General features: G+C 64.3%; 17 protein-coding genes. 10 read left to right on the top strand and 7 right to left on the bottom strand.

Features of this window, described 5'->3' with window-relative positions; all coding sequences use genetic code 11:
• Positions 1–3 precede the first annotated feature (3 nt).
• On the top strand, positions 4–1,467 hold the full coding sequence (locus VNH11_11900; GenBank protein HVA47061.1) for a DUF1501 domain-containing protein: 1,464 nt from the start codon (positions 4–6) through the stop codon (positions 1,465–1,467).
• 82 nt (positions 1,468–1,549) lie between these two features.
• On the opposite strand, the gene VNH11_11895 is transcribed toward VNH11_11900, so the two are convergent.
• The 3 genes from VNH11_11895 to cobA all read right to left on the bottom strand — a co-directional run bounded on the left by VNH11_11895 (position 1,550) and on the right by cobA (position 5,198).
• A complete protein-coding gene (locus tag VNH11_11895) occupies positions 1,550–2,635 on the bottom strand; it encodes a DUF1559 domain-containing protein (protein ID HVA47060.1) in 1,086 nt (361 codons plus the stop codon).
• 37 nt (positions 2,636–2,672) lie between these two features.
• On the bottom strand, positions 2,673–3,416 hold the full coding sequence (locus VNH11_11890; GenBank protein ID HVA47059.1) for a hypothetical protein: 744 nt from the start codon (positions 3,414–3,416) through the stop codon (positions 2,673–2,675).
• 249 nt (positions 3,417–3,665) lie between these two features.
• Positions 3,666–5,198: a uroporphyrinogen-III C-methyltransferase gene (gene cobA, locus VNH11_11885; protein ID HVA47058.1), complete on the bottom strand. Its 1,533-nt coding sequence runs from the start codon at positions 5,196–5,198 to the stop codon at positions 3,666–3,668.
• Positions 5,199–5,316: 118 nt separating this feature from the next.
• On the opposite strand from cobA, the gene VNH11_11880 reads away from it, so the two are divergent.
• The 8 genes from VNH11_11880 (at position 5,317) to cysK (ending at position 15,442) form a co-directional block, all read left to right on the top strand.
• Complete coding sequence (locus VNH11_11880) at positions 5,317–6,729, top strand: tetratricopeptide repeat protein (protein ID HVA47057.1); 1,413 nt, start codon at positions 5,317–5,319, stop codon at positions 6,727–6,729.
• 114 nt (positions 6,730–6,843) lie between these two features.
• Positions 6,844–7,128 (top strand): 30S ribosomal protein S20, encoded by a 285-nt coding sequence (gene rpsT / locus VNH11_11875; protein ID HVA47056.1) that lies wholly within the window; start codon positions 6,844–6,846, stop codon positions 7,126–7,128.
• 47 nt (positions 7,129–7,175) lie between these two features.
• A complete protein-coding gene (locus VNH11_11870) occupies positions 7,176–9,455 on the top strand; it encodes a dienelactone hydrolase family protein (GenBank protein ID HVA47055.1) in 2,280 nt (759 codons plus the stop codon).
• Positions 9,456–9,645: 190 nt separating this feature from the next.
• The gene (locus VNH11_11865; GenBank protein ID HVA47054.1) at positions 9,646–10,197 is read left to right on the top strand and encodes an HIT domain-containing protein; all 552 of its coding nucleotides are present in this window, start codon (positions 9,646–9,648) and stop codon (positions 10,195–10,197) included.
• Positions 10,194–11,348: a deoxyguanosinetriphosphate triphosphohydrolase gene (locus VNH11_11860; GenBank protein ID HVA47053.1), complete on the top strand. Its 1,155-nt coding sequence runs from the start codon at positions 10,194–10,196 to the stop codon at positions 11,346–11,348. Before VNH11_11865 ends, VNH11_11860 begins: the two co-directional genes overlap by 4 nt.
• A gap of 33 nt (positions 11,349–11,381) precedes the next feature.
• Positions 11,382–12,452, top strand: coding sequence for a tRNA-dihydrouridine synthase (locus VNH11_11855; GenBank protein ID HVA47052.1), 1,071 nt, complete (start codon positions 11,382–11,384; stop codon positions 12,450–12,452).
• A 90-nt stretch (positions 12,453–12,542) separates the two neighbouring features.
• Entirely contained in the window at positions 12,543–14,225 is a 1,683-nt protein-coding gene (locus VNH11_11850) for an ABC transporter permease subunit (GenBank protein HVA47051.1), read from the top strand.
• A gap of 257 nt (positions 14,226–14,482) precedes the next feature.
• Entirely contained in the window at positions 14,483–15,442 is a 960-nt protein-coding gene (cysK, locus tag VNH11_11845; GenBank protein ID HVA47050.1) for a cysteine synthase A, read from the top strand.
• Here the strand turns inward: cysK and VNH11_11840 are convergent.
• Both VNH11_11840 and VNH11_11835 read right to left on the bottom strand, forming a co-directional pair.
• Entirely contained in the window at positions 15,430–15,753 is a 324-nt protein-coding gene (locus VNH11_11840) for a type II toxin-antitoxin system RelE/ParE family toxin (GenBank protein HVA47049.1), read from the bottom strand. The genes cysK and VNH11_11840 overlap by 13 nt on opposite strands.
• On the bottom strand, positions 15,750–16,022 hold the full coding sequence (locus VNH11_11835; GenBank protein ID HVA47048.1) for a hypothetical protein: 273 nt from the start codon (positions 16,020–16,022) through the stop codon (positions 15,750–15,752). The genes VNH11_11840 and VNH11_11835 overlap by 4 nt, the downstream gene beginning before the upstream one ends.
• Positions 16,023–16,187: 165 nt before the next feature.
• Between VNH11_11835 and VNH11_11830 the strand changes: the two genes are divergently transcribed.
• On the top strand, positions 16,188–16,448 hold the full coding sequence (locus VNH11_11830) for a hypothetical protein (GenBank protein ID HVA47047.1): 261 nt from the start codon (positions 16,188–16,190) through the stop codon (positions 16,446–16,448).
• Positions 16,449–16,502: 54 nt separating this feature from the next.
• On the opposite strand, the gene VNH11_11825 is transcribed toward VNH11_11830, so the two are convergent.
• Entirely contained in the window at positions 16,503–19,595 is a 3,093-nt protein-coding gene (locus VNH11_11825; GenBank protein ID HVA47046.1) for a hypothetical protein, read from the bottom strand.
• A 14-nt stretch (positions 19,596–19,609) separates the two neighbouring features.
• Positions 19,610–22,105 (bottom strand): DUF1549 domain-containing protein, encoded by a 2,496-nt coding sequence (locus VNH11_11820; protein HVA47045.1) that lies wholly within the window; start codon positions 22,103–22,105, stop codon positions 19,610–19,612.
• Positions 22,106–22,219 lie beyond the last annotated feature (114 nt).

Genomic DNA, 22,219 nt, shown 5'->3' with positions numbered 1-22,219 from the left:
CGCATGCAAACCCACCAACACGACGCACCTGCCGTCATTCCGCCCACACGCCGTGAGTTCTTTTCGTGGGTCGGCGCCGGTCTGGGAACCGCCGCACTGACGGAAGTGCTCGGCCGTGAGAATCCGGCCCAGGCCGCCGTGGTCGCCGGCGAAGCTGACGATCCGCCGCCGCACTTTCCGCCCAAGGCCAGCCGGGCCATCCACATTTTTCTCTGCGGCGGATTGAGTCATATCGACTCGTTCGATTTCCGTCCCGAACTGGCGCGTCTGCACGGACAACCGCTGCCCGGCGGCGAAAAGCCCGACGTGTTTTTCGGCCAGGTCGGACTATTGCGGAAGAATGATTGGGAGTTCCGCCAGCGCGGGCAGAGCGGGTTGTGGGTTTCGGAACTGTTTCCTAACCTGGCCCAAGTCGCCGACGAATTGACGGTCATCCGCTCGATGACGGCGGAAACTTCCAACCACACGCCGGCCACCTTTCAGGCCAACACGGGCTTTCGGCTGAATGGTTTTCCGGTGCTCGGGGCATGGTTGTCGTTCGGGCTGGGGAGCGAAACCGACGAGTTGCCGGCTTACGTGGTGATTCCCGACAACCGCGGCGTGCCGGCGGGCGGCTCGATCAATTGGTCGCAGGGCTTTCTGCCGGCCCGGCACCAGGGCGTGACGGTCCGCAGTCGCGGTCCGGCGATTCATGACCTGGCGCCGGCGCGGCCGATCGACGCCGCGACCGAAGCCGCCAGTCAGCGGCTGCTGGTCGCGATGAACGAGCGGCACCTGGCGGAGCACGGCGCGAGCGACGCGCTGCTTGCCCGCATCCGCAGCTACGACATGGCCGCCCGCATGCAGTTGGCCGTGCCCGAAGTGTCGGATCTCGACCGCGAGACCGCGGCCACACACGAGCTGTACGGTCTAGGCCGGCCGGAAACCACCGACGTGGGCCGCAGTTGCCTGTTGGCACGGCGGCTATTGGAGCGCGGGGTGCGGTTCGTGCAACTTTTTTCTGGCAGCGCCTTTGGATCTCCCCGCATCAATTGGGACGGCCACGAGGATATGGTGGCCAACCACAACCAGGAAGCCGCCCGCATCGATCGCCCGCTGGCCGGACTGTTGGCCGATCTCCGCCAGCGCGGCATGTTGGAAGACACGCTGGTGATCTTCAGCACCGAGTTCGGTCGCACGCCGTTCACGCAATCCGGCGGCGGCACTTTGGGCAAAGGCCGCGATCACAACCAGTACGGCTTTTCCACCTGGCTGGCCGGCGCCGGCCTGAAGCATGGCCTGGCCTACGGCTCGACCGACGACTTCGGCCTGCGGGCCGTCGAAAACCCGGTGACGTGGCACGACTTCCATGCCACCATCCTCCGTCTGCTGGGCATCGACCACGAGCGCCTGACGTTCTACCACAACGGCATTCGCCGCCGCCTGACCAACGTTCACGGAAAACCGATCGACGGCGTGCTCGCGTAAGCTGCTCCCCTGTCCGTTTTCAGGTGGAGATCGAGCCATTTCACTCGAAATAGAATCAAATCGGGCGGCAAACAGCCCAGGTCTACCGTCCCGGCAATTCCACGCGCGTGCCGTCGCGCCGGTTTCCCAGCCGGCGGTGGACCTCGCCGTCGATCGTGTATGCGATCGAGTGGACTGAGCCGTCGCAGAAAGCCATGTTGAACGTTACCGGATGGGCGCTGCCGAAGCGGAACGTGTCGGCGAAGCCCTTGGTGTCGAGCATGGGCGTTCGCCCCGCGACGGTCGTGCGGCAGATGTCGTTGTCGAAACCGACATAGGCGTCCTCGTTGTCGGCGGCGTCCGTGCCGGAATAGTACGCGTCGGGATTGAGGTACTTCTCGCCGATCAAATACGTGCAACTCGATCCGTCGCTCAGATCGGCCGGCCGGACGCGGCTGCGGCGAAAGCAGACGCCCGTCAATCCGCTGGTGTCGGGCCAGGGATAGGCCGGGTCGTCGCCCGTCGCCAGGCTGGCGGGGCCGCCGTCGTATTCGTCGAGAAGTTGATCGCCGACATTGACGGCATAGTCGAGCCGCGCCACCTCGTCGGAGGGGCCGGCGTTGTACGCCACGAATCCCCCGCCGAAGGCGTTCAGAAAAAGCTGTCCGCCGCGCCGGGTCGGACAGTTAAAGTAGCGTTCATAGGTGCGCACCATGCGCGTCAGCGCCGCCGCCTGCTGCGGTCCGTCGAGTCCGGCGCCCAGGCCATAGGTTTGAGTCTGCTCCATGTACGGCTGCAAGTTGAAATTCCAGCCGCCGGGCTGTCGCTCGTCGGTGCCGCGGTTCGGATCGCCCACCCAGTCCCATCCCCAGCCGCCCGTGGGATAATACCCGGTCACATCGACGTGCCCGTGCGTGGCGATGGCATATTGCTTGAGGTGGTTGACGCATTGCACCCGCCGCGCCGCCTCACGGGCGGCTTGAACCGCCGGCAACAGCAAGGCAACCAGAATACCGATGATGGCGATCACCACCAGCAACTCGATCAACGTGAGTGCTCGGCGCGGCCGTATCCGCTGCAGCTCATCGAATTGCTGCTTGGAAAGATGGTAAAAAACCTCGTTCCGATCGGTGATTTCGACAGGCTTGCCTTCGAGCGCAGACTGCCGTTGCTTATCGTCCAGCATCATGTTGCCATTCTACCACGAGTCGATCGCTCCGCAGGCCCTATGCCGCCGGGCGAAGGATCGAACGGGCGGCCGTGGCGGGACGTGCCGCCCGGAAATCGCCGGCAATCCCGGCCAGCGTCGTGACCCGCAGCGCCTGCTCCTCGCGCCGACGGGCAAGGTGGCCGATCAGCTTCGACGTGGCACGGGCGTCCGACGCCAAAACGTCGGAAGGGGCAACGACGATGGCCGAACCTCCGCGGCCGGTAAGTCGATCGACGGTCTTAGCGACGCCGCGCAGGCCGGCGTCGCGCAGGTCGACCGTCACCGCCGCTTCCCACAGGCCCCAGCGCAAGTTGGCAACGGCGGTTGACTCCGGCGTCGAACGGAGTCGCGGCCACCAACCGCGGGCCTTGGGCTGCTGGCGGCGCTGGCTTACCCGAGCGACGCAGATGTCGTGCTTGGCAAGCAGGTCGTCGTGGGTGGCCAGGCGACCTATGGGCAGTGCAATGGTCGTGGGGTAATAGCCGGCCGAGCGAAGGTCCGCCAGGCTGCTGGTCAGCGATCGGGAAAACGTCCTGCGGTCCGATGGTTCCGCCGCCCAGCCACCGGCCAGCAACGCGACTTCATTGCCGGGCTGTTGCCGCAGCGCCGCGCATAGCTCGTCGCACGGGGACGACGCGATGCTCCAAGTGGCCGGCACATCGGCCGCCGCCAATCGCAGGCATAGGTCGGCAGTGCCGGCATCGCCAGACACGACATCGATGGAAAGAACGCAGATACCCGTTGCTGACGGTCTCGACATGCCGTTGGCCTCCGTTAGAGCGGATCGTAGGGTGGGACCAGCGAGCTTGCGAGCGCCGGCCCACCATTGGCGACGTCGATTACGGTGGGCCGGCGCTCGCAAGCTCGCTGGTCCCACCCTACGCCTGGCGGCCAGAATTCTCACGAATTCTGCTACCAGTGCGTGTCCCTTCATCAGACGTCGGCAGGCGCCAACGGGCCGCTCGACCAAACCGGCGGCGCGCCTGCCGGGCAAAGTCTGCCGTTTGCGTCAAGCGTGCCGGTTGTCGCCGCGCAACAGCGCCTCAATGAGGCCGTCAACTATATAAACTTCGGCTTCCGCCGCGGGCTCAAAGCCCAGTTCCCGCAAAGTCGCCGACGTCACGGGGCTGATGCTGGCCAGTCGCGTGCGGCGCAGGTTGTCGCCAAACATCGCGGCCAACGAGCGGGCGATGGCCGAACTGGTCACCGTGATCCAGGCAATGCCGCCCTGACGCAGTAGCTCGGCGACCAGATCATCACTTTGCGTCACATCGCGGCTTTGATAGGCGACCACCTGTTCGACGACGGTGCCCGCCGCTTCCAGCCGCTCGGCCAGCACCTCTCGGCCGCGGCTGGCCCGCACCAACAACACGCGCCGGCCGGCCGTCTGGGCAGCCAGCGCGTCGGCCAGCGACTCCGCTCGATATTCGGGCGGAACCAAATCGGCCCGCAAGTGAAACGTTGCCAGCGCATCGGCCGTGCCGGGACCGATCGCCGCCAGGCGAACGCCGCCCAACTTTCGCAAGTCGCCATGGGCCGCCAGCAGCCGAGCGATCAGATGTTCGACACCATTGGCACTGGAAAAAACGAGCCAGTCGAAATCGGTCAGCCGGCTCAGCGCGGCATCGACCGCCTGCCAGTTTTCGGGCGGGACGATTTCAATGGCGGGTTGCAAGAGCACATCGGCGCCCAACTCGGCCAGCCGGCTGCGCAGCGGGTCGCACTGGCCACGGGGCCGTGTCACCACGATTTTGGCGCCGAACAACGGCCGGCGCGTGAACCACTCGCCGGCATGCTCCAGCCCGGCGGCTTCGCCGACAATCACCATCGCCGGCGGCCGCAGTGTTTCGGCCGCCACGCGCTCGGCCACCGTGCCCAGCGTGCAGCGAATCGTCCGTTGATCGGGCCACGAGCAACGGCGAATGATCGCGGCCGGCGTCGAAGGGGCCTTGCCCGCCTCGATCAAAGCGCCGGTCCAATGCTTGGCCGTGGTCACGCCCATGTAAAACACCAGCGTGCCGGGGAACGCCGCCAGCGCGGCATAATCGAGTGCCGGCGCGTCCTTGTCGGCCTCGTGGCCCGTGACCAACGCCACCGCCGAGGCGCCGTCGCGGTGCGTGAGCGGGATGCCGGCGTAACTGGCGGCGGCCAAGGCGGCCGTCACGCCGGGCACAACCGCGAACGCGATACCCGCTTCCGTCAGCGCCGCGAGCTCCTCGGCCGCCCGTGCAAACACGGCCGGGTCGCCCCCTTTCAGGCGGACGACGGTTTTGCCGGCGCGTGCTTCGGCCACAAGCCGTCGATTGACTTCCGACTGCGGCCAGATGCGCCCCTGGGCGTGGCAGCCCAGGCAAGCTAGCTCGGCCTGGGGCGCGGCGTGTTCGAGGATTTGCGGGTTGACCAGGTAATCGTAGAGCACCACGTCGGCCCGGCGCAGGCACTCGACGCCGCGCAGGGTGATGAGTCCCGGATCGCCCGGCCCGGCGCCTACCAGGTAAACGCGGCCGGCGGCGGGTTGTTCGGCACGAGTCAAAGCGGTCACGCGTGGGGGGTTTGTTGTTTTCGACTGGGCGGGTGATAGAATAACGATCGTTAGTGTGCCCTGATTCCGCGATTGCGTCCGTCACGGCGGCGGGCAACCTTTTTCCTTCCATTCGAGCATGGCTGAAGACACCAAAGGCAGGCAACCCATTCCGCCGGGCAAGCGGAAGATGCTGCAACAATGCTTTGAGGCGGGCAGCAGCAAATCGGCGAGCGGCAATTTCGATTACGCCGCCCAGATGTTTACGCAGTGCGTGGTCGGCGACCCGGCCAACCTGCTCTACGCGCAAAACTTCCTGGCCAACCTCCAAAAAAAGTATAACAACAACAAGAGCGGCGCGGCACTGGCCGCGATGCGCTCGGCAAAATCCAAGGGCGGCGTGACCTACGCCTCCAAGCGCAAAGACTGGCTGGGCGTGATCGCCAGCGGTCTGGAAGTGCTCAAGCTGAATCCTTGGGACACGGGCACGCTCGCGGAAATGGCCAACGCTTGCGATCACCTCCAATTCGAAGAGTGCCAGATCGTCTGGCTCAAAGGCGCGCTCGAAGCCGACATCAAAGACCCCGAAGTCAACCGGCTGCTGGGCCGCGCGCTGGCCAAGCAGGGACAGTTCGACCAGGCGATCGCCTGTTGGATGCGCGTGCAGCAAGCCAAACCGAACGACGAAGAGGCCCATCGCGCCATCGCCAATCTGCAGGTCGAAAAGACGATCCACAAGGGCGGTTACGAAGACGCCGAAAGCAGTACGGAGGTGATGGCCGACAAGCAGGCCATGGCCGACCGGCAAGGGACGGGCGGCCAGCGCCTTTCGCCCGAACAGCAGCTTGAAAAGCGGATCGCCAAAGACCCGGCGAATATCTCGCTGTACCTCGAGCTGGCCGATCTGCACGTGAAGCAAGAGCAGTTCACCCAGGCCGAGGCGGTGCTGAAGCGCGGCCTGGAGGCGTCGGGCGGCAGCCTTGAAGTGCGGGAATATCTGGAAGACGTCGAGCTGCGGCATGCCCGGCACCAGGTGCTGATCGCCGAAAAGCGGGCCAAAGCCGAGAACAGCGACGAGGCCGTCGAGCTTTACAACCGGATGAAAAACGAGCTGAACAACAAGGAGCTCGAAACCTATCGCAACCGTTGCGAGCGGTATCCGACAAACCTGGGCTACAAGTATGAGCTGGGGGTGCGCCTGTTTCACGCCAAGAACTTTCAGGAAGGCATTCGTATTTTGCAAGAAGCCCGCACCGATCCCAAACGCAAAGGGATGGTGCTCTTTTGGCTGGGCGCCTGCTTCGAGGCCATCAAGCAATACAAGCTGGCTTTGACGCACTATGAGGAAGCGATCGAGCACATCAGCGACCGCTCGATGGACGACCGCAAGCGGGCCATGTATCGCGCCGGCTGCGTGGGCATGGACCGCGTCAAGGACTACGAGAAAGCCGAGAAGCACCTGAATGCCCTGGCGGGGCTCGACTTTGCCTACAAGGACGTGGGCGAACGTCTGGACAAACTCCAAAAATTACGCGAAGATAGCGAGACTTGACCTGCTTCCGCGGCTGGAGACCATCGTAAGGTGGGGCAAGCGAGCTTGCGAGCGCCGGCCCACCGTAAACAGCGCCAGACCACGACGAACATTGTTTTCCTGCTTGTTCCAATTATGCCCAATACCAAAAGCGCCAAGAAACGTCTCCGCCAGAACCTCGGCCGCCGGACCCGCAATCGCGCGGCCAAGGCCACATTAAGAACGCTCGTGAAGAAGGTCCGCTCGGCGCTGGCGGACGGCAACGCGATGCAAGCCCAAGAGCAGTACCGCGTGGCCGCGAAGAAGCTCGACCAGGCGGCATCGCGGCGGATTATTCATCGCAACGCGGCCGCACGGCTCAAATCGCGCCTTTCGGCGGCGATCAAGGCGGCCAAACAAACACAGCCCGCTCAGGCATAGTGAAGCCGTTTCTATCGAGATCGCTCGCGGCACGAAACTTGGGGTTCGTGCTTGCTCTCTCGCTCGCTTCCGCGGCAACGGCCGATGAAAACGACCGCTTGCCGGGCACGCAGCCGCTGACTTGGCAAGGCGACCTGTCGGCCCGCATGCTGGACGGCGCTCATCGGCTTATCGACCGCAAGATCGAGGAGTCGATCGCGCTGCGGTCCCAGTACTGGCAGCGCGATACATCGTCGGCCGAGGCGTATGCAAAATCGGTCGGGCCGAACCGCCAACGCTTCGCGCGGCAAATCGGCGTCGTTGATTCTCGGCTGCCAGCTTCGATGGAACGCTTCGGCAACGACGATTGTCCGGCGCTGGTCGCCGAAACGGCCGGCTATCGCATTTTCCAGGTCCGCTGGCCCGTGTTGGAGGGCGTGTGGGGCGAAGGACTGCTTTTGGAACCCGAGAAGCCGCCCGCGGCCTGCGTCGTCGTGCTCGGCGATGCCGATCAAACGCCCGAACAATTGACGGGACTGCAGAGCGGGGTCGAGCCCAAGCTGCAAACGGCCCGTATCTTGGCGGAATCGGGCTGTCTGGTCGTGGTGCCGACGCTCGTCAATCGCGACGATCGCTTCACGGGCAACCCGATCAGCGGCCGGCCCAATCCCGGCTATTCGCACCGCGAGTGGATTTATCGGCAGGCGTATCATCTCGGGCGGCACATCATCGGCTACGAAGTGCAAAAGGTGCTCGCGGCCATCGACTGGTTCGAAAAGCGCCTCGCCCAGCAATTGCCCCGTCCGCCGATCGCCGTCACCGGTTACGGTGAGGGCGGACTGGTCGCCTTTTATGCGGCGGCCATCGAGCAGCGAATCGAGTCGACATTGGTGAGCGGCTATTTCCGAAGCCGGCAGCGCGTGGCCGAAGAGCCGCTCTATCGAAATGTCTGGGCGTTGTTGCACGAGTTTGGCGACGCCGAGATCGCCAGCCTCATCGCGCCCCGCAAGTTGACCATCGAACACCGCCGTGGACCGGATCTCGTCGATCGGCAAACCACGACGCCCGCTCAGGCCAACGGCATTCCGCTGGACGGCATCCACGGTCGCCTGGATACACCCAAATGGCAGGAAGTTGCCGCGGAGTTCAAGCGGCTCGAAGAGTTGGTGCCCGACAGCTTGCAGAAGCGGCGGTTGGTGAATGGCACCAACGCCGGACCGACGGCGCTCGATGGCTTTTGCGACGACCTGGGCATTCCATTGCGCGTGCCCGATCGGTCGAAGCCGCTGGCCGACGCCCGCCACTCCTTTGATCCACACGAGCGGCAGCGGCGGCAGGTGAAGGACCTGGAACAGCACATCCAATCGCTGGTCAACGACTCGCACCTCGCCCGCGAACGCTTTTCGAAGCTCGATGCCACTTCGGTCGACACGTTCGTGGCCGGCACGCGGCCACTTCGCGATTACGCCTGGCGGGAGCTGTTCGGCAAATTCGACGGGCCGCTGCTGCCGGCGAACCCGCGGTCGCGCAAAACCTACGAGCGTCCGAAATGGACCGGCCACGAAGTGGTGCTCGACGTCTTGCCCGACCTTTTCGCCTGGGGCGTGCTGCTGGTGCCCAACGACTTGAAGCCGGGCGAGAAGCGGGCGGTGGTGGTCTGTCAACATGGGCGGAACGGTTTGCCCAAGGACGTGATCGAGGGCGACCAGCGCGGGTATCACGACTTCGCGGCGCGGCTGGCTGACGAGGGCTTCATCGTCTTCGCGCCGCACAATCCCTATCGGGGCGAAGACCGCTATCGCCGGCTGAGCCGCAAGGCCAACGGCGTGAAGGCGTCGCTCTTCTCGTTCATTCTCGCCCAGCACGAGCAGATTCTGAACTGGCTGGAGACGTGGCCGTATGTCGATGCCAAGCGGATCGCCTTTTACGGCCTGAGCTACGGCGGCGAGACCGCCGTGCGGGTGCCACCGCTGTTGGAGCGGTATTGCCTCTCGATCTGCTCCGCCGATTTCAACGACTGGACGCGCAAGGTGGCATCGACGCACAGTCCGTATAGCTTCATGTTCACGATCGAGTGGGAGATGCCCTACTTCGACATGGGCAACACCTTCAGCTACGCCGAGTTGGTGAACCTGATGGTGCCTCGGCCCTTCATGGTGGAGCGCGGCCATGCCGACGGCGTGGCGCCCGACGAATGGGTGGCGCACGAATACGCCAAGGTCCGCCGGACCTACGATCGGCTTGGCCTGGGCGATCGCACGGAGATGGAGGTCTTCAACGGCGGGCATACGATCAATGGCAAGAGGACGTTTGAGTTTTTGCGCAAACATCTGAGAGATGAGAGATGAGAGATTGTTTCGAAGGTTTTGCTCCTGAGCTTGGCAACGAACGTAGGGTGGGACCAGCGAGCTTGCGAGCGCCGGCCCACCATCGGCGCGACGTCGATTACGGTGGGCCGGCGCTCGCAAGCTCGCTGGTCCCACCCTACGACTCATCCCTCATCCCTCATCACGACACAATGACCACACGGAGACCCTTGTGACCCGTGACCAGCTTTGGGCGCCCTGGCGACTGGGCTACGTCAAAGGCGAGCGCACGCCCCCGCGGCCGGCGCAGACGCTCGACCTGTTGCCGGGCGCCGATCCCAATTGCTTCATCTGCCGGGCGGCGGCCGACACGCACGATCGCGAAAACCTGGTCGTCTCGCGCGGCCGCGAGACGGTCGTCATCCTTAACCGCTATCCTTATAACAACGGCCACCTGCTGGTGGCCTGCCAGCGGCATCTCGGCCGGCTCGACGAGTTGCCCACGCAGACCAACCTGGAAGCGATCGAGACCATCAGCAACATGGTCACGCTCGTCACGCGCTTGATGAACCCCGATGGCTTCAACATCGGCTTGAACCTGGGCAAAGTGGCCGGTGCGGGCGTGCCGGGGCACCTGCACTGGCACATCGTGCCGCGCTGGCTGGGCGACACGAACTTCATGCCCGTGCTGGCCGGCGTCGACGTCATCCCGCAATCCCTCGACGAGCTTTGGTCGCTGCTGACCGAGGCGTTGTCGGCAACTGGCAAGGAAAATGGTCCATGACGGCTTTTGCCTCCGCCGCAGGCGGCGCATTGGAGCCGGCGATCGTCGAGCGCGAACGACTTCTCTTGGCGCCTTACGCCATGCACAGCGTCGCGTCGGCCGGCCGAAAATACGCGGAGCCGCCGCACCCCTATCGCGGTCCCTTCCAGCGCGATCGCGACCGCATCGTTCACAGTTCGGCGTATCGCCGGCTGAGCGCCAAGATGCAGGTCTTCACGGGCGAGATGGGCGACTACCATCGCACGCGGCTGACGCACACGCTGGAAGTGGCCTCGGTCGCCCGGACCGTGGGCCGCGCGCTGCGGCTGAACGAAGACCTGGTCGAGGCGCTGGCCTTGGCCCACGACTTGGGCCACCCGCCCTTTGGCCATGCCGGCGAACACACGCTCGACGCGCTGCTGGCCGACGAGGGCGGCTTTTCGCACAACCGCCAGGGGCTGGTGATCGTCGAGGAGTTGGAGCAGCGCTACCCCGACTTTACGGGCCTGAATCTTTCGCGCGAGGTGCTGGAAGGCCAGGCCACGCGGATCGACAAACGGCGGCCGGCGGCCGAGCGTCCTTTGCTGGAGGTGCAGGTGGTGGAGGCGGCCGACAGCGTGGCCTACGACACGCACGACGCCGACGACGCGATGCACCTGGGGCTGTTGGAGCCGGGCGAGTTGTTGCGGCTGCCGCTGTGGGCCGAGGCCGAGCGCCGGGTCCGCCCTCGCTACGGCCCGCTCGACGGCGAGCGGCTGACGCGGGCCGTGTTGCACGAGCTGATCGACTGGCAGGTGAGCGAGCTGATCGCCCGCACCAACGAGCGGCTGCGCGCCGCGTCGATCGGCTCGGTCGACGACGTGCGCGGTTTTACCGAAACGCTCGTCGAAGTCGGCCCCGAGCTGGCCGCCTTGAAGCGGGAGGTCGAGGCGTTCTTATTTCAGCGAGTCTACTGTCATCCGCAGGTGCTGCGGTTTCGCGACCAGGCGCAGTCGATGCTGCGGGAGATGTTCGCCGGCTACATCAGCCGACCCGACCTGCTGCCGCCGCGCTTCCATTCCCGCATCGAGCGGGTTGGCCTGCGCCGTAGCGTGGCCGACTATCTTGCCGGAATGACCGACCGCTACGCCCAGCAAGAGTATCAGCGGTTGTTCGACTTGAACAGCGGTTGACCCGCAGCCCATGCGCCGTGCAGAATCGAACGGATGAGCGAACTTCGCCCGCTTTCGATTGGTGACGTGAACGTCGGCTTTCCCGTGGTTCAGGCCGCTCTTTCCGGCTACAGCGACTTGGCCATGCGCGTCATCGCGCGGCGGCTGGGCGCCAGTTACGCGCTGTGCGAGGTGGTGCTCGACCGGCTGGTGCTCGAAGGCGGCAAGAAAGCACGCCGCAAATGGGCCAGCCTGGCCGACGAAGAGCATCCCGTCGGCGGGCAACTGATGGGCAGCGACCCCCGCCAATTCGGCCCGGCGGCAGCAGAACTGGCCGCCGCCGGCTTCGACGCGATCGACATCAATTTCGGCTGCCCGGTAAAAAAGGTGCTGGGCCGCTGCCGGGGCGGATTTCTGCTCAGCCAACCGGCGACGGCGCTGGAGATTGTTTCCCGCGTGCGCGACGCCGTGCCGCCCGCAAAGCCCGTGACCGTCAAGATGCGCCGCGGCCTCGACGACAGTCCGCGGAGCCGCGACAACTTTTTCGCGATTTTCGACGGCGCCTTCAAGCGGGGCGTGGCCGCGATCACCGTTCACGGCCGCACGGTCGAGCAACGCTACGTCGGACCCAGCCGCTGGGAGTTTCTGGCCGAAGTCAAACGCCACGCCGGCGCGCGGACCGTGCTCGGCAGCGGCGACCTGTTCACGCCGCACGACTGCCTGCGGATGATCGCCGAAACCGGAGTCGACGGCGTGACCGTGGCGCGCGGCGCCATCGGCAATCCGTGGATTTTCAGCCAGATCCGGGCGCTGGCGGCCGGAATGCCGCTGCCCGATCCGCCGCGCTTGCACCAGCAGCGTGAAGTCATCCGTGAGCATTATCGGCTGGCGACGGAGGTTTACGGCCCGCAGGTGGCCGGGCGGCAGATGCGGAAGTTCGGCATTAAATACTCGCGGCTCCATCCACAACCGGACGAGGTGCGCGGCGCTTTCGTGTCGGTGAGCGAACCGGCCGATTGGCACTCGGTTCTGGATCGCTGGTACGCGGACGACCTGCCGGGGCGATATCCGACGCCGGAACAACTCCGGGAGGAAAGCGAATGCACCGTGAAAGTCGTCAAGTGAACAACGAGTCCCGCCACGAACCCACCCTCTCTGCTCCCACGCCTGCGGCCGACGGTTGGTTCCTGACCGGCCCACCAGTCGCTACATTAGATGGGTCGGATCCCCGTCCGCAGTCTCTTCCTGGGCCTTTTCAGCCAAAGTTCGGGCATGTACTTCATCGAGAATCCGGTCCTGCAGCGAGAGCTTCTGGTCAACCTGCGGATGCGGCGGGCGTTCGTCCTGCTGTTCTTTTACGTCACGCTGCTCAGCGGCGTCGTCTACCTGGCATGGCCCCAGGAAAAGAAGATCGACATGACCAACCCCGAAGCCGCCAAGCGGCTGGTCAACCTGTTCTTCCTCGGCCAATACCTGATCGCCTCGCTCATGGCGCCGAGCTTCGCGGCGGGAGCCATCACGGGTGAAAAAGAGCGCAAGAGCTATGAGATGCTCTTGGCCAGCCCCTTGAAGCCCGGCGCGATCGTGCTGGGCAAGCTGCTGGCCTCGCTTTCGCACGTGGCCATTTTGATCTTTTCATCGCTGCCGATCGTCATGCTCTGCCTGCCGTTGGGCGGCGTCTCGCTGTATGAAGTGCTGGCCATTTACATGGCGCTGATCATTTCGGTCGCCACCTTCGGCATGATCAGCCTGGCGTGCAGCAGCTATTTTCGCCGCACGTCGGCCTCGTTGGTGGTTTCGTATCTGGCCATCCTGCCGTTGGCGCTGTTCGCGCTGATGTTCTGGCGGATGTTCGAGGGGGCGGGCGCGGCGTTTCGCCTGTTCGTGGCCGTCACGGTCTTTCCGGCGGCCTGCGCGGCGCTGTGCGGGGTGTTGTTCGTGGCCACTAGCCGCCGGCTGCTGCACCCGCCCGACGTGGGCAGCGAAGGCAAGGAAGTCGTCGACGAAGTGCAAGAGCTGCGGCAAGCGGTGGGACTGGTAATCCATCGCGATCAGTTCCCCGACCGCCTGTTTGCACCGGCCAAACGAACCACGCTGCTGGAAGACGGCGTCAATCCGATCTACGACAAAGAGATGCGCAGCGAGCTGTTCAGCCAGGGCACGCTGATGCTGCGGGTGGTCATCCAGGTGAGCATGTTTCTGGCCATTCCGCTGATGGCCGCCTGCCTGTATATCAAGCCGGAGCTGGCTCCTTGGTATATCAGCTACGTGGTGCTGTTCAACATGCTCGTCGGCCCGGTGTTTTCGGCCGGCAGCGTGACCAGCGAGCGCGAACGCGAGACGCTCGACCTGCTGCTGGTGACGATCATCTCGCCCTGGCAGATCATGTGGGGCAAGCTCGTCTCCGGGCTGCGCGTGTCGAGCGTGCTCACCTCGTTCTTGCTCTGGCCGCTGTTGTTGGCCTGCGTCATGGTCACCTATTATTGGAGCAACCTGCTGACCATCGTCGGCTATCTGCTGATCGTGGTGCTGGTCTGCTTCACCACGGCCGAGCTGGCCCTGTTCTGCTCGGTGATTTTTCGCAAGACGTCGGTCAGCATGATGACCGCCTACCTGCTCGTGATTGTGATGTTCACGGTGCCCGTGGCGGCGTCGCAGTTCGCGGAGCTGTTCTACGGCACGCACTGGGTGACGCAGCTCGTGAGGCAGCTTTCGTTCACGAGCCCGTTTTCCGCGGCGTTCAGCTTGCCGCTCGACTTGCAGATGCAAGACTCGACGCCGATTCGGGCGAATTGGCCGCTGTGGTTTTGCTTCGTCGGATTCTATCTGGCGCTCGACATCGGCCTGGTGGGCGCGATGATCTGGCTGTTCCGAGTGCGTTGGCGGGTTTCGCACTAGCTCGCCCGCGCAGCCGAATCGTAACGTGGGGCCAGCGGGCTTGCGAGCGCCGGCCCCCCCTACGCTCGATGCATTGCCGGTTCTGTTTGTCAAAGCCGATCAGAGTCTCGCCGGTGTGGGGCGCAAACGAATTCCCGCGCCCGCGGGCCTGTTCCAGGCAAGGCTCGCTTGTCGCGCCCTGCCGCTGGTTACTATAATCGCCCGCGGGGCCGCACTCCCGCCCGCGTTGTTTCTCCCCGTAAATAGAAAGGACCGTCATGGCCACCGCACCGACGACTGGAATCCACGAAGACATCACGCGTTGCATCGGCAACACTCCGCTGGTGCGGCTGGGAAAGATCGCCGAGGGATGCGGGGCCACCGTGGCCGCCAAAGTCGAGAACATGAACCCGCTGTGGAGCGTCAAAGATCGCATCGCGGTCTCCATGATCGAGGCCGCCGAACGCGACGGCAAGCTCTGCGGCGACACCGTGGTCATCGAGCCGACCAGCGGCAATACCGGCATCGGGCTGGCTTACGTCTGCGCCGCCCGCGGCTACAAGATCAAGGTCACCATGCCCGAAAGCATGAGCCTCGAGCGGCGGCGGATGCTCAAGGCCCTGGGCGCGGAGGTGATCCTCACGCCGGCGGCCGACGGCATGCCCGGCGCCGTTCGCAAGGCCGAAGAGATTCTGGCCGAGAACAAGAACCACTTCATGCCGCAGCAGTTCAACAACCCGGCCAACCCGGAGGTCCATCGCCGCACCACGGCCGAAGAGTTGTGGCGCGACACGAACGGCGAGATCGACCTTTTCGTTTCCGGCGTCGGCACGGGCGGCACGATCACCGGCGTGGGCGAAGCGATCAAGAAGCGCAAGCCCTCGCTGCACGTGGTGGCGGTCGAGCCGGTCAATAGTCCGGTCATCACGCAGAAGCGTGCCGGCCAGCCGCTGAAGCCGGGCAGGCACACCATTCAGGGAATTGGGGCCGGCTTCATTCCCAACGTGCTCAACGTCGACGTCATCGACGAGGTGGTGCAAGTGGCCGACGACGACGCGGCCGAGACCGCCCGCAGCCTGGCCCGGCTGGAGGGCCTGATGTGCGGCATCAGCTCCGGCGCCGCCGCCTGGGCCGCGCTGAAGCTGGCCCGACAGCCGGAGCACAAGGGCAAGTTGATCGTGGTCGTGCTGCCCGATATCGGCGAGCGGTATCTCTCGACGAAGCTCTACCCGGAGTAATTGCTCTCAGCCACGTCGTCCGAGCCAGTAGTTCGGCTCACGGCTCGTATGAGCGACGGCCACCACCAGAATTTCATCATCAAAACCTCGAACACGACGGCGTACCGAAAATGCTTCAATAATGCGCGACGGTACGGTGAGTCGGGCAGGGTTTCCAGCTTGCCAAACCGAAGCGGCTGATCAAGTACCTTTTCCAGCGTGCTTTCGAGATCGTTTAGAAAGCGACCGCCACGCCCGGCGGACTGCTCGTTGAGATAACGGCGCGCCGACTCGATTTCTTGCTCGGCTTCCGCCAGAATATTCAGTTTCACGCCGAACTCTCGCTCGCTTGTCGAGCTTTGAGCTCAGCCAGCAACTCAGCCACCGGCCGAGCGGTCGTCGTGCCGGAATGGTAAGCCGCCGAGCGGCGCTCGAGTTCCGACAATAACGCGTCGCCTGATATTCCGTCGCCGGGCACTTCCGCCCCGCTCGTCAATGCGTCGCCGCCGCTCAAGCTGCGCTCGAGGACCGTTACAACATAGGCTCGATCTTCGGCCGGCAACGCCATTGCCTGCGCCAAAACCTCTTCGCGATGAGACATGCACGTTTTCCCTACGGAATGAACCTGTGACAACCTCATTTTCGCACGTTCGCAAGCTGGAGTCGAGGGGACGAGTCGCCGGGTAGCGGGTCAGTTTGCTTGGGCGGGTAGGCATGGTCTAATTATGCCTGAGACCCGATAGCAGGTCAAAGGAGGATTTCAGGCATGGCCGACGAGAAACAACCCCAGCCGCCACTGACCCTAAAGGTTCTGTTCTGGATTTTCTTGCTCACCTTCTTCGGGGGCGGCGTGATCCTATTCGCCAACCCCTTCGGTCACTTTCTGCCGGAAGCTGCCTTTGCAATCATCGCCTTGGCCATCATGGCCGAATTCGCGTTGCTATTTGTAGTCGGGGCTTTCGTCCGTGTGATCGGCTGGCATCGAGCCATCCGCGCAGCGGCAGAAAAATCTAGGAATTCAAAATGACCCACCACGCGTCGCCGGATCCACCGACCGGGTCAACCGCCTACCCCGAACAAGTTATTTCTTTGCGACCTCAACCGCCTCGATCGTCAGCGGCAGCGTCTCGATCCATTGCAGACCCTGATTGTTGAACTGCAGGTTCGCTTGCAGTCGCAGCTCATGCCGGCCGGGCGTGGCGTTGGGGGCAGCCGCGATGACAAGTTGGCCGGCGTTCTGGTTGGCGGCAAGCGTCAACTGCGGGATGTTCAGGCCGCCCACGCCGCCGGGCAACTGCACGTTGAACTGCACCTGGTTGGTAAAACCGTAAAGCCGGTTGATCGTGATCGGCAACTCCAGCTTCGCGCCTTGCTTCAACGTCGCGTTCGGCGGCAACGTGATCGTGACCGGCGACGGAGTGATCTTGATCGTGACGGGCGTCGAGGGATAGCCGACGTTGATGTTGCGCGGGTTCGCCAGATTGCGGGCGTTATTGGCGGCCTGCACCGCGACCTGCCGCGCCTGCTCGGCTGACTTCACCTTGGCGTCGGCTTCCACGGCCGCCTTGTCGGCCGCGACTTTCGCATCGGCGGCGTCTTTGGCTTTGGCCGCCGCGTCGGTGGCCGTTTTCTCCGCCGAAGCTTGGGCCTCGGCCGCTTTTTTCGCCATTTCGTCAGCGGCCTTCACATTCTTCTCGGCCGCATCGAGCGCGCCTGCCCGCGATTTACTTTCCTTGTCTTTGTCGAGTGCCGCTTGGGCCTGTGCCAGCGCCTGTTGCGCGGTCTTCAGCTTGGCCTCGGCGGCCGCGGCGTTGCTCTTGGCCGTTTGCAGCGCCTGCTGCATCCGCTTCATCTCGGCGTCGGCCTGCTGAGCGGATTGCGTGGCGGAGTTCTTGTTGTTGTTGGCCGCTTTCAAGGCGGCTTGCCGCTCGGCCAGAATCTTTTCGACGTCGGCCTGACGCTTGGCGGCGGCTTCGGCCGCTTCGGGATTGTGCCGGTAGCTGTATTGCGTCGTGCCCAGGAGATGGAAACTGAACGTTCCCGGCGGCGCGTTGGTTTGCAGGTTGAGCGTAAACTTCGTTTCGCCTTGCCCGGCGTTCATTTGTTGATTGGCCGGCTGGATGTTCGGCGGCAAGCCCACCGCCGAGAGCGTCACGTTGCCCTTGAAGTCGCCGTGCTGAGTCATGCTGACGGGGATTTCGATCTTGCCGGCGCGGCTCATCTCCAGCACGCTGCCGGCGGCTTGCAATGTAACGGGCGCCGGTTCGCTCTCGCTGACCGCCAACACGAGCTCGCCCGACAGACGCGAGCGGGCATTGAACTGGCCCGGCTGCCCCGCCCAGACGATCGACGCGGCACGGGCGGCGTGCGTCACGTCGCTCGTGCCGATCTTAGCCTTGCCCACGACGCGAAACGGCGCCACGGTCGCGGCCGCATTGTCGGCCGCCATGAGGATCAGCGCGGCCGCGCTGCGGCCGGGACCAATCGTGACCGGCGCCGCGGTTACGCCCGGCGGCAAACCTTCGGCCGTGACGACGATCTCGCCGTCGAACCCGTCGCGGCGGAAGGCCACGATCTCGATTGCATCGCTGCCGCCTTTGCGAAGGTAAGGCGACCAGACAAGCGACTGCTGCTGGTTGGGCTGCGAGCCGGGAAACTTGGCCAGCGCCGCCAGGCGGAAGTCGGGCCGCTCGAGCCGCACCGCCAAGCGATAGACGAACCGCGGATCGCCGCGCGAGCTGGAGTAAAGGTCGCGCAGCAAAATGCGATAGCTACCGTCGTCGGGCGCCGTGAAGCGAAAACTGGGATCGTCGTGCGTGGTGGCGAAGTCGAACCCGCCGGAGTTGAGCATGTTGTCGTCGGCCTGTTGCAGCTCCTTGACCTGCGGTTTGCCATCTTTATCGACGGTCACTTGCTCGACCATCAGATACGGGTCGGTCGATTCGCCCAGCCGTTGCGACACCACCTCGATCACGTAAGCATCGCTCTTCTTGGCGTCGAATGTGAACCAGTCGTGATCGCCCACAGGGTAAAACTGGCCGACCACCTCGCACGGCGGCGCTATTATCTGGGCCTTGGCCGCACTATTGTTCGGTTCCTTCTCCGGAACGACCGGTGCCGTAGCCAGGCTGACCAGCACGGGATTCGAGAGACCTTGCGGAGAGGGAAGGCGGTACAAAATGGCATCGATGCCCGAAGCGGCCGGCTCAATCAGCGTGCCGGCCGGCAAGCGGTCGGCTTCCGCCGCCTTCGGCAGCGCGATGGAGGCATTGACGACGTCCAGCGGCTGCCCGTCGATCATCATCCCCGGCACCGCCTGGCCGCCGGGCAGGTTGCGGCCATAAATCTGATATGCCTGGTTTGTGCCCGGCAGGCCGGCGGGCGGAAACACGAAATCGACGTGCGGCCCGGTGTTGAGGGCCAGGCGGTAGAAGTAGTCCGGTCCGCCTCCGTAGATGAAGTCGTGGACTTCAACGACATACAGGCCGTCGGCGGGCACAGTGAAGTCGAGGAGCGTGTCGCGGTGGCTGCCGTCGTGGGCGCTGGCCAGCTCGTTGCCGCGAGCGTCGTAAAGCACCAGCATCGGGTCGAGCCGCGAGTCGATGCGGCGGGCCTGGCAATCAATCAACAATCGCTGGCCTTTCTTGGCGGGGAACTGAAAGAAGTCCTGATCGGCCCCGCCCGACACGCCGTTGACCACGCCGCCCAGCGGCACCTCGTTGGCCTGATCGACGCGCGAGTTCGGCTCGGTTTCATTCACTTCGGTCTGCGTATCGACGACGAAGTAGCGCGGGTTCGAGACGCCGTATTTGCCCGCCGCGCGAACTTCGTACATGCCCGGCGGCACGTCGGCGGCGATCGACACGGTGAACTTGCCGTCGGCCGGCCGCGGCTGTGGATCGAACTCGGTCGGCTCCAGGATGACCTGCTTGGCCGTGATGCCGGAATGCGTGAAGACAAGCCGGTCCGCGCCGTCGAGATCGGTGCCGGTGAGCGTGACCTCGATCGTCGAGCCTTGCTTGCCGCCGGGCGGAAAGGCGGAGTTCAGCCGGGCCACCGGCAGTTGTGCCGAGGCCGCGTGAGTCCAAAACGCCGCTGCGACCGTGCAAACCCGTAGGGTGCGACCAGCGAGCTTGCGAGCGCCGGCCCACCCTACATTTTGCTTCTCCATCATCTTGCCCCCCGCATCTAATGATTGAACAAAAACTCTTTGGTATTGATCAACGCCCAAAGAATGTCCTCGTAAGCCTGTTGCTTGTTCTCGTGCCGGGCCAAATAGTCGATCGTCAACGAAAGCTCGCCCTTGTCGGGCTGGCGGGCGTAGGCCCAGGCATACAACTCGCGAATCTTGTCGGCGTCGCTACGGTCTTTGTCGCGGGCCAGCTTGGCCGCCCGGCCGTCGCCGGCTTGCAGCTTGCCTTGCACCTCGTTGGAGTTCAACAAGTGCAGGCTCTGAGCCAGGTTCGCTTCTTGCGACCGCTCGCACTCGCAGGGGCTGGTGGCCTGCGGCCGGCCGAACACCGTCAGAAAATAATTCTGCACGCCGCTGTCGGGCAACTGCACCGCCCGCGTGCCCGACGGCAGGCCGCTAAAATTCGTCGCCGTCGCCGTCACCTGATTCAAAGCGTCGTACAGCACTTCGGCGTTGAGTCGCTTCGGATGGTAATACGAAAAGTTCTGTTTGTCGGCGGCGTTGAACTCGTTCGGCTCCGAGCTGAGTTGATAGCTGCTCGATCGGCAGATCGTGCGGATCAGCTCCTTCATGTCGAAGCGGCTGTCGATGAAATGCCGGGCCAATGCCTGCAACAATTCGGGATTCGACGCAGGATTGGTCACGCGCATGTCGTCTTCCGGCTCGACGATGCCGCGGCCCATGAAGTGTTTCCAGTAACGGTTCACCAAGGCCGGCGCGAAGAAGGGGTTGTCGGCGGAGGCCATCCAATCCACCAATGCCTGCCGCGGATCGTGCTCGGGCTCGATCTCCACCGGCCCGCTTCCCAGGCCGGCGGGCTTGAGGTTTTCGCCCGTGCGAGGGTTGCGGGCAACGGCTTCCCCGCGGTTGTGAAAGATCCGCTGCTCGTCGCGGGGCTGCAGGCCGTTGATGCCGTTCTTGCGGCCCACGCGCGAGAAGAACGCCGAGAACGAGTAATAATCGTGCTGGCTCCAACGCTCGAAGGGATGATGATGGCAACGGGCACACTGAATCCGCAGGCCGAGGAAAAGCTGGGCCGTGTCTTCAAGCTGCTGCTCGGAGGTCTGCACGGCCCGGTACCAGGCGACCGGCGGGTTCTGCCCCATCTCGCCCGACGCTCCAACAATGTCGCGGACGAACTGGTCGTAGGGCTTGTTGGTCAGAATGCCGCGGCGAATCCAATCGTGGAAGGCGTAGGTGCCGCGGGTGTAGTTCTGGTTCACCCGCTGGTTTCGCAGGATGACGCTCCACTTGTTGGCGAAGTAATCGGCGTAACCGGCGCTATCAAGCAGGAGGTCGATCAGCTTGTCCCGCTTTTGCGAATCGGTGTCGGCCGTGAACGCCAGGGCTTCATCGGCCGCGGGGATCCGCCCGGCGATGTCGAGCGTGGCACGCCGCACGAAGGTGGCGTCGTCGCAAACGGGCGACGGCGGAATGCCGAGTGCCTTGAGCTTCGCGAAGACCAGCTCGTCGATAAAGTTGCGGCGCGGCGGCAGGCTGCCGTCGGCCACCTCGATGCCCAGCGGCAGCGTGGCGCGAAACACGCTCACCTGCCCCTGAAAGCGGGCCATCACGGCCACGTCGCCGGTCAGGTCGAACGTGTGAACCAGCCCGGCCGGCGACACTTCGGCCATCTCGCCGTCGTTCGATTCATACTGAGCGATGTGCGTCACGTCTTCGGTCGAGCCGTCGCTGTAATAAGCCAACACGGCCAGTTGCCGCCGGCTGTCGCGGTCCATCGCCCGCGTGTCGGGGAAGACTTCGATGCGCTCGACCACGGGATCGTCGGGCTTGCCATAGGGCATCCCTTGCTCGAGCCAGCGGACGATTTGCCCGTATTCATAGCTCTCTTTTTCCAGGCGATGCCCGCCGCCGTGCGCGACGGTGTTGGTGGCTTTCAACAGCAACAGGCTTTGGTCGGGCGCGCTGGGGAACAGCCGTCGGCCGCGGGCCTCTTTGACGAGAAACTCGTAGTCGTCGCTGGGATAGAAACCGAGCAGCGAAAGACGAAAGCCGTTCTGGCCAGTGGACTTGCCGTGACAGCCGCCCGCATTGCAACCGTTCTTGGTGAAGATCGGTACGATCTGGTTGGGAAAGTTGATTGGGCGGGGCGTATTGAAGTTCTTGACGGTCAGTTCGGTTACCGCCTGCATGCCACCTTCCGACTTGGCCGTGATCTTGACGACACCGTCGGCCAGCGGCGTCACCAGGCCGGTCGGGCTGATGGCCACAATGCCCCCGGGCGAGGCCTGCCAGGTGATCGTGGGCGTCAGATCGCGCACCTGGCCGCTGGAATACATGCCGTCGACGAGCAGTTGCTTGCGTGCGTCCGGCCCATCGAGCGGCGGCTGGCCGATCTTGGCGAACTCGGCGCTGGCAAGGCGACCGGGATCGCCGAGGCCCGGCGTTTTCGCCGCCCTGGCCGGGGCCGAACTATACCCGAATGCGACCAGAAGAACGACCGCCGTCACCGCCATTGGCCTGCGTTGCATTCTCGCCACTCCCTCGCGATTTACCATGAAAAGAATCTCGCCGTACGGCTCGATGACCGCCGTTGCGGCGACGTTTCATGATTTTCTCACGATGGACAGATAAGTGCAAGTTGA

This window comes from Pirellulales bacterium (genome assembly GCA_035533075.1).
Classification (GTDB): Bacteria; Planctomycetota; Planctomycetia; order Pirellulales; family JAICIG01; genus DASSFG01.
Note: the sequence above shows the minus strand (reverse complement) of the source record. Positions and strands in the feature narration are given on the sequence as shown.

Coding starts and splice junctions, on each gene's coding strand:
- VNH11_11900 (HVA47061.1), top strand. CDS start 4: ATGCAAACCCACCAACACGACGCACCTGCCGTCATTCCGCCCACACGC.
- VNH11_11895 (HVA47060.1), bottom strand. CDS start 2,635: ATGATGCTGGACGATAAGCAACGGCAGTCTGCGCTCGAAGGCAAGCCT.
- VNH11_11890 (HVA47059.1), bottom strand. CDS start 3,416: ATGTCGAGACCGTCAGCAACGGGTATCTGCGTTCTTTCCATCGATGTC.
- VNH11_11880 (HVA47057.1), top strand. CDS start 5,317: ATGGCTGAAGACACCAAAGGCAGGCAACCCATTCCGCCGGGCAAGCGG.
- rpsT (HVA47056.1), top strand. CDS start 6,844: ATGCCCAATACCAAAAGCGCCAAGAAACGTCTCCGCCAGAACCTCGGC.
- VNH11_11860 (HVA47053.1), top strand. CDS start 10,194: ATGACGGCTTTTGCCTCCGCCGCAGGCGGCGCATTGGAGCCGGCGATC.
- VNH11_11855 (HVA47052.1), top strand. CDS start 11,382: ATGAGCGAACTTCGCCCGCTTTCGATTGGTGACGTGAACGTCGGCTTT.
- VNH11_11850 (HVA47051.1), top strand. CDS start 12,543: ATGGGTCGGATCCCCGTCCGCAGTCTCTTCCTGGGCCTTTTCAGCCAA.
- cysK (HVA47050.1), top strand. CDS start 14,483: ATGGCCACCGCACCGACGACTGGAATCCACGAAGACATCACGCGTTGC.
- VNH11_11835 (HVA47048.1), bottom strand. CDS start 16,022: ATGTCTCATCGCGAAGAGGTTTTGGCGCAGGCAATGGCGTTGCCGGCC.
- VNH11_11830 (HVA47047.1), top strand. CDS start 16,188: ATGGCCGACGAGAAACAACCCCAGCCGCCACTGACCCTAAAGGTTCTG.
- VNH11_11825 (HVA47046.1), bottom strand. CDS start 19,595: ATGATGGAGAAGCAAAATGTAGGGTGGGCCGGCGCTCGCAAGCTCGCT.
- VNH11_11820 (HVA47045.1), bottom strand. CDS start 22,105: ATGCAACGCAGGCCAATGGCGGTGACGGCGGTCGTTCTTCTGGTCGCA.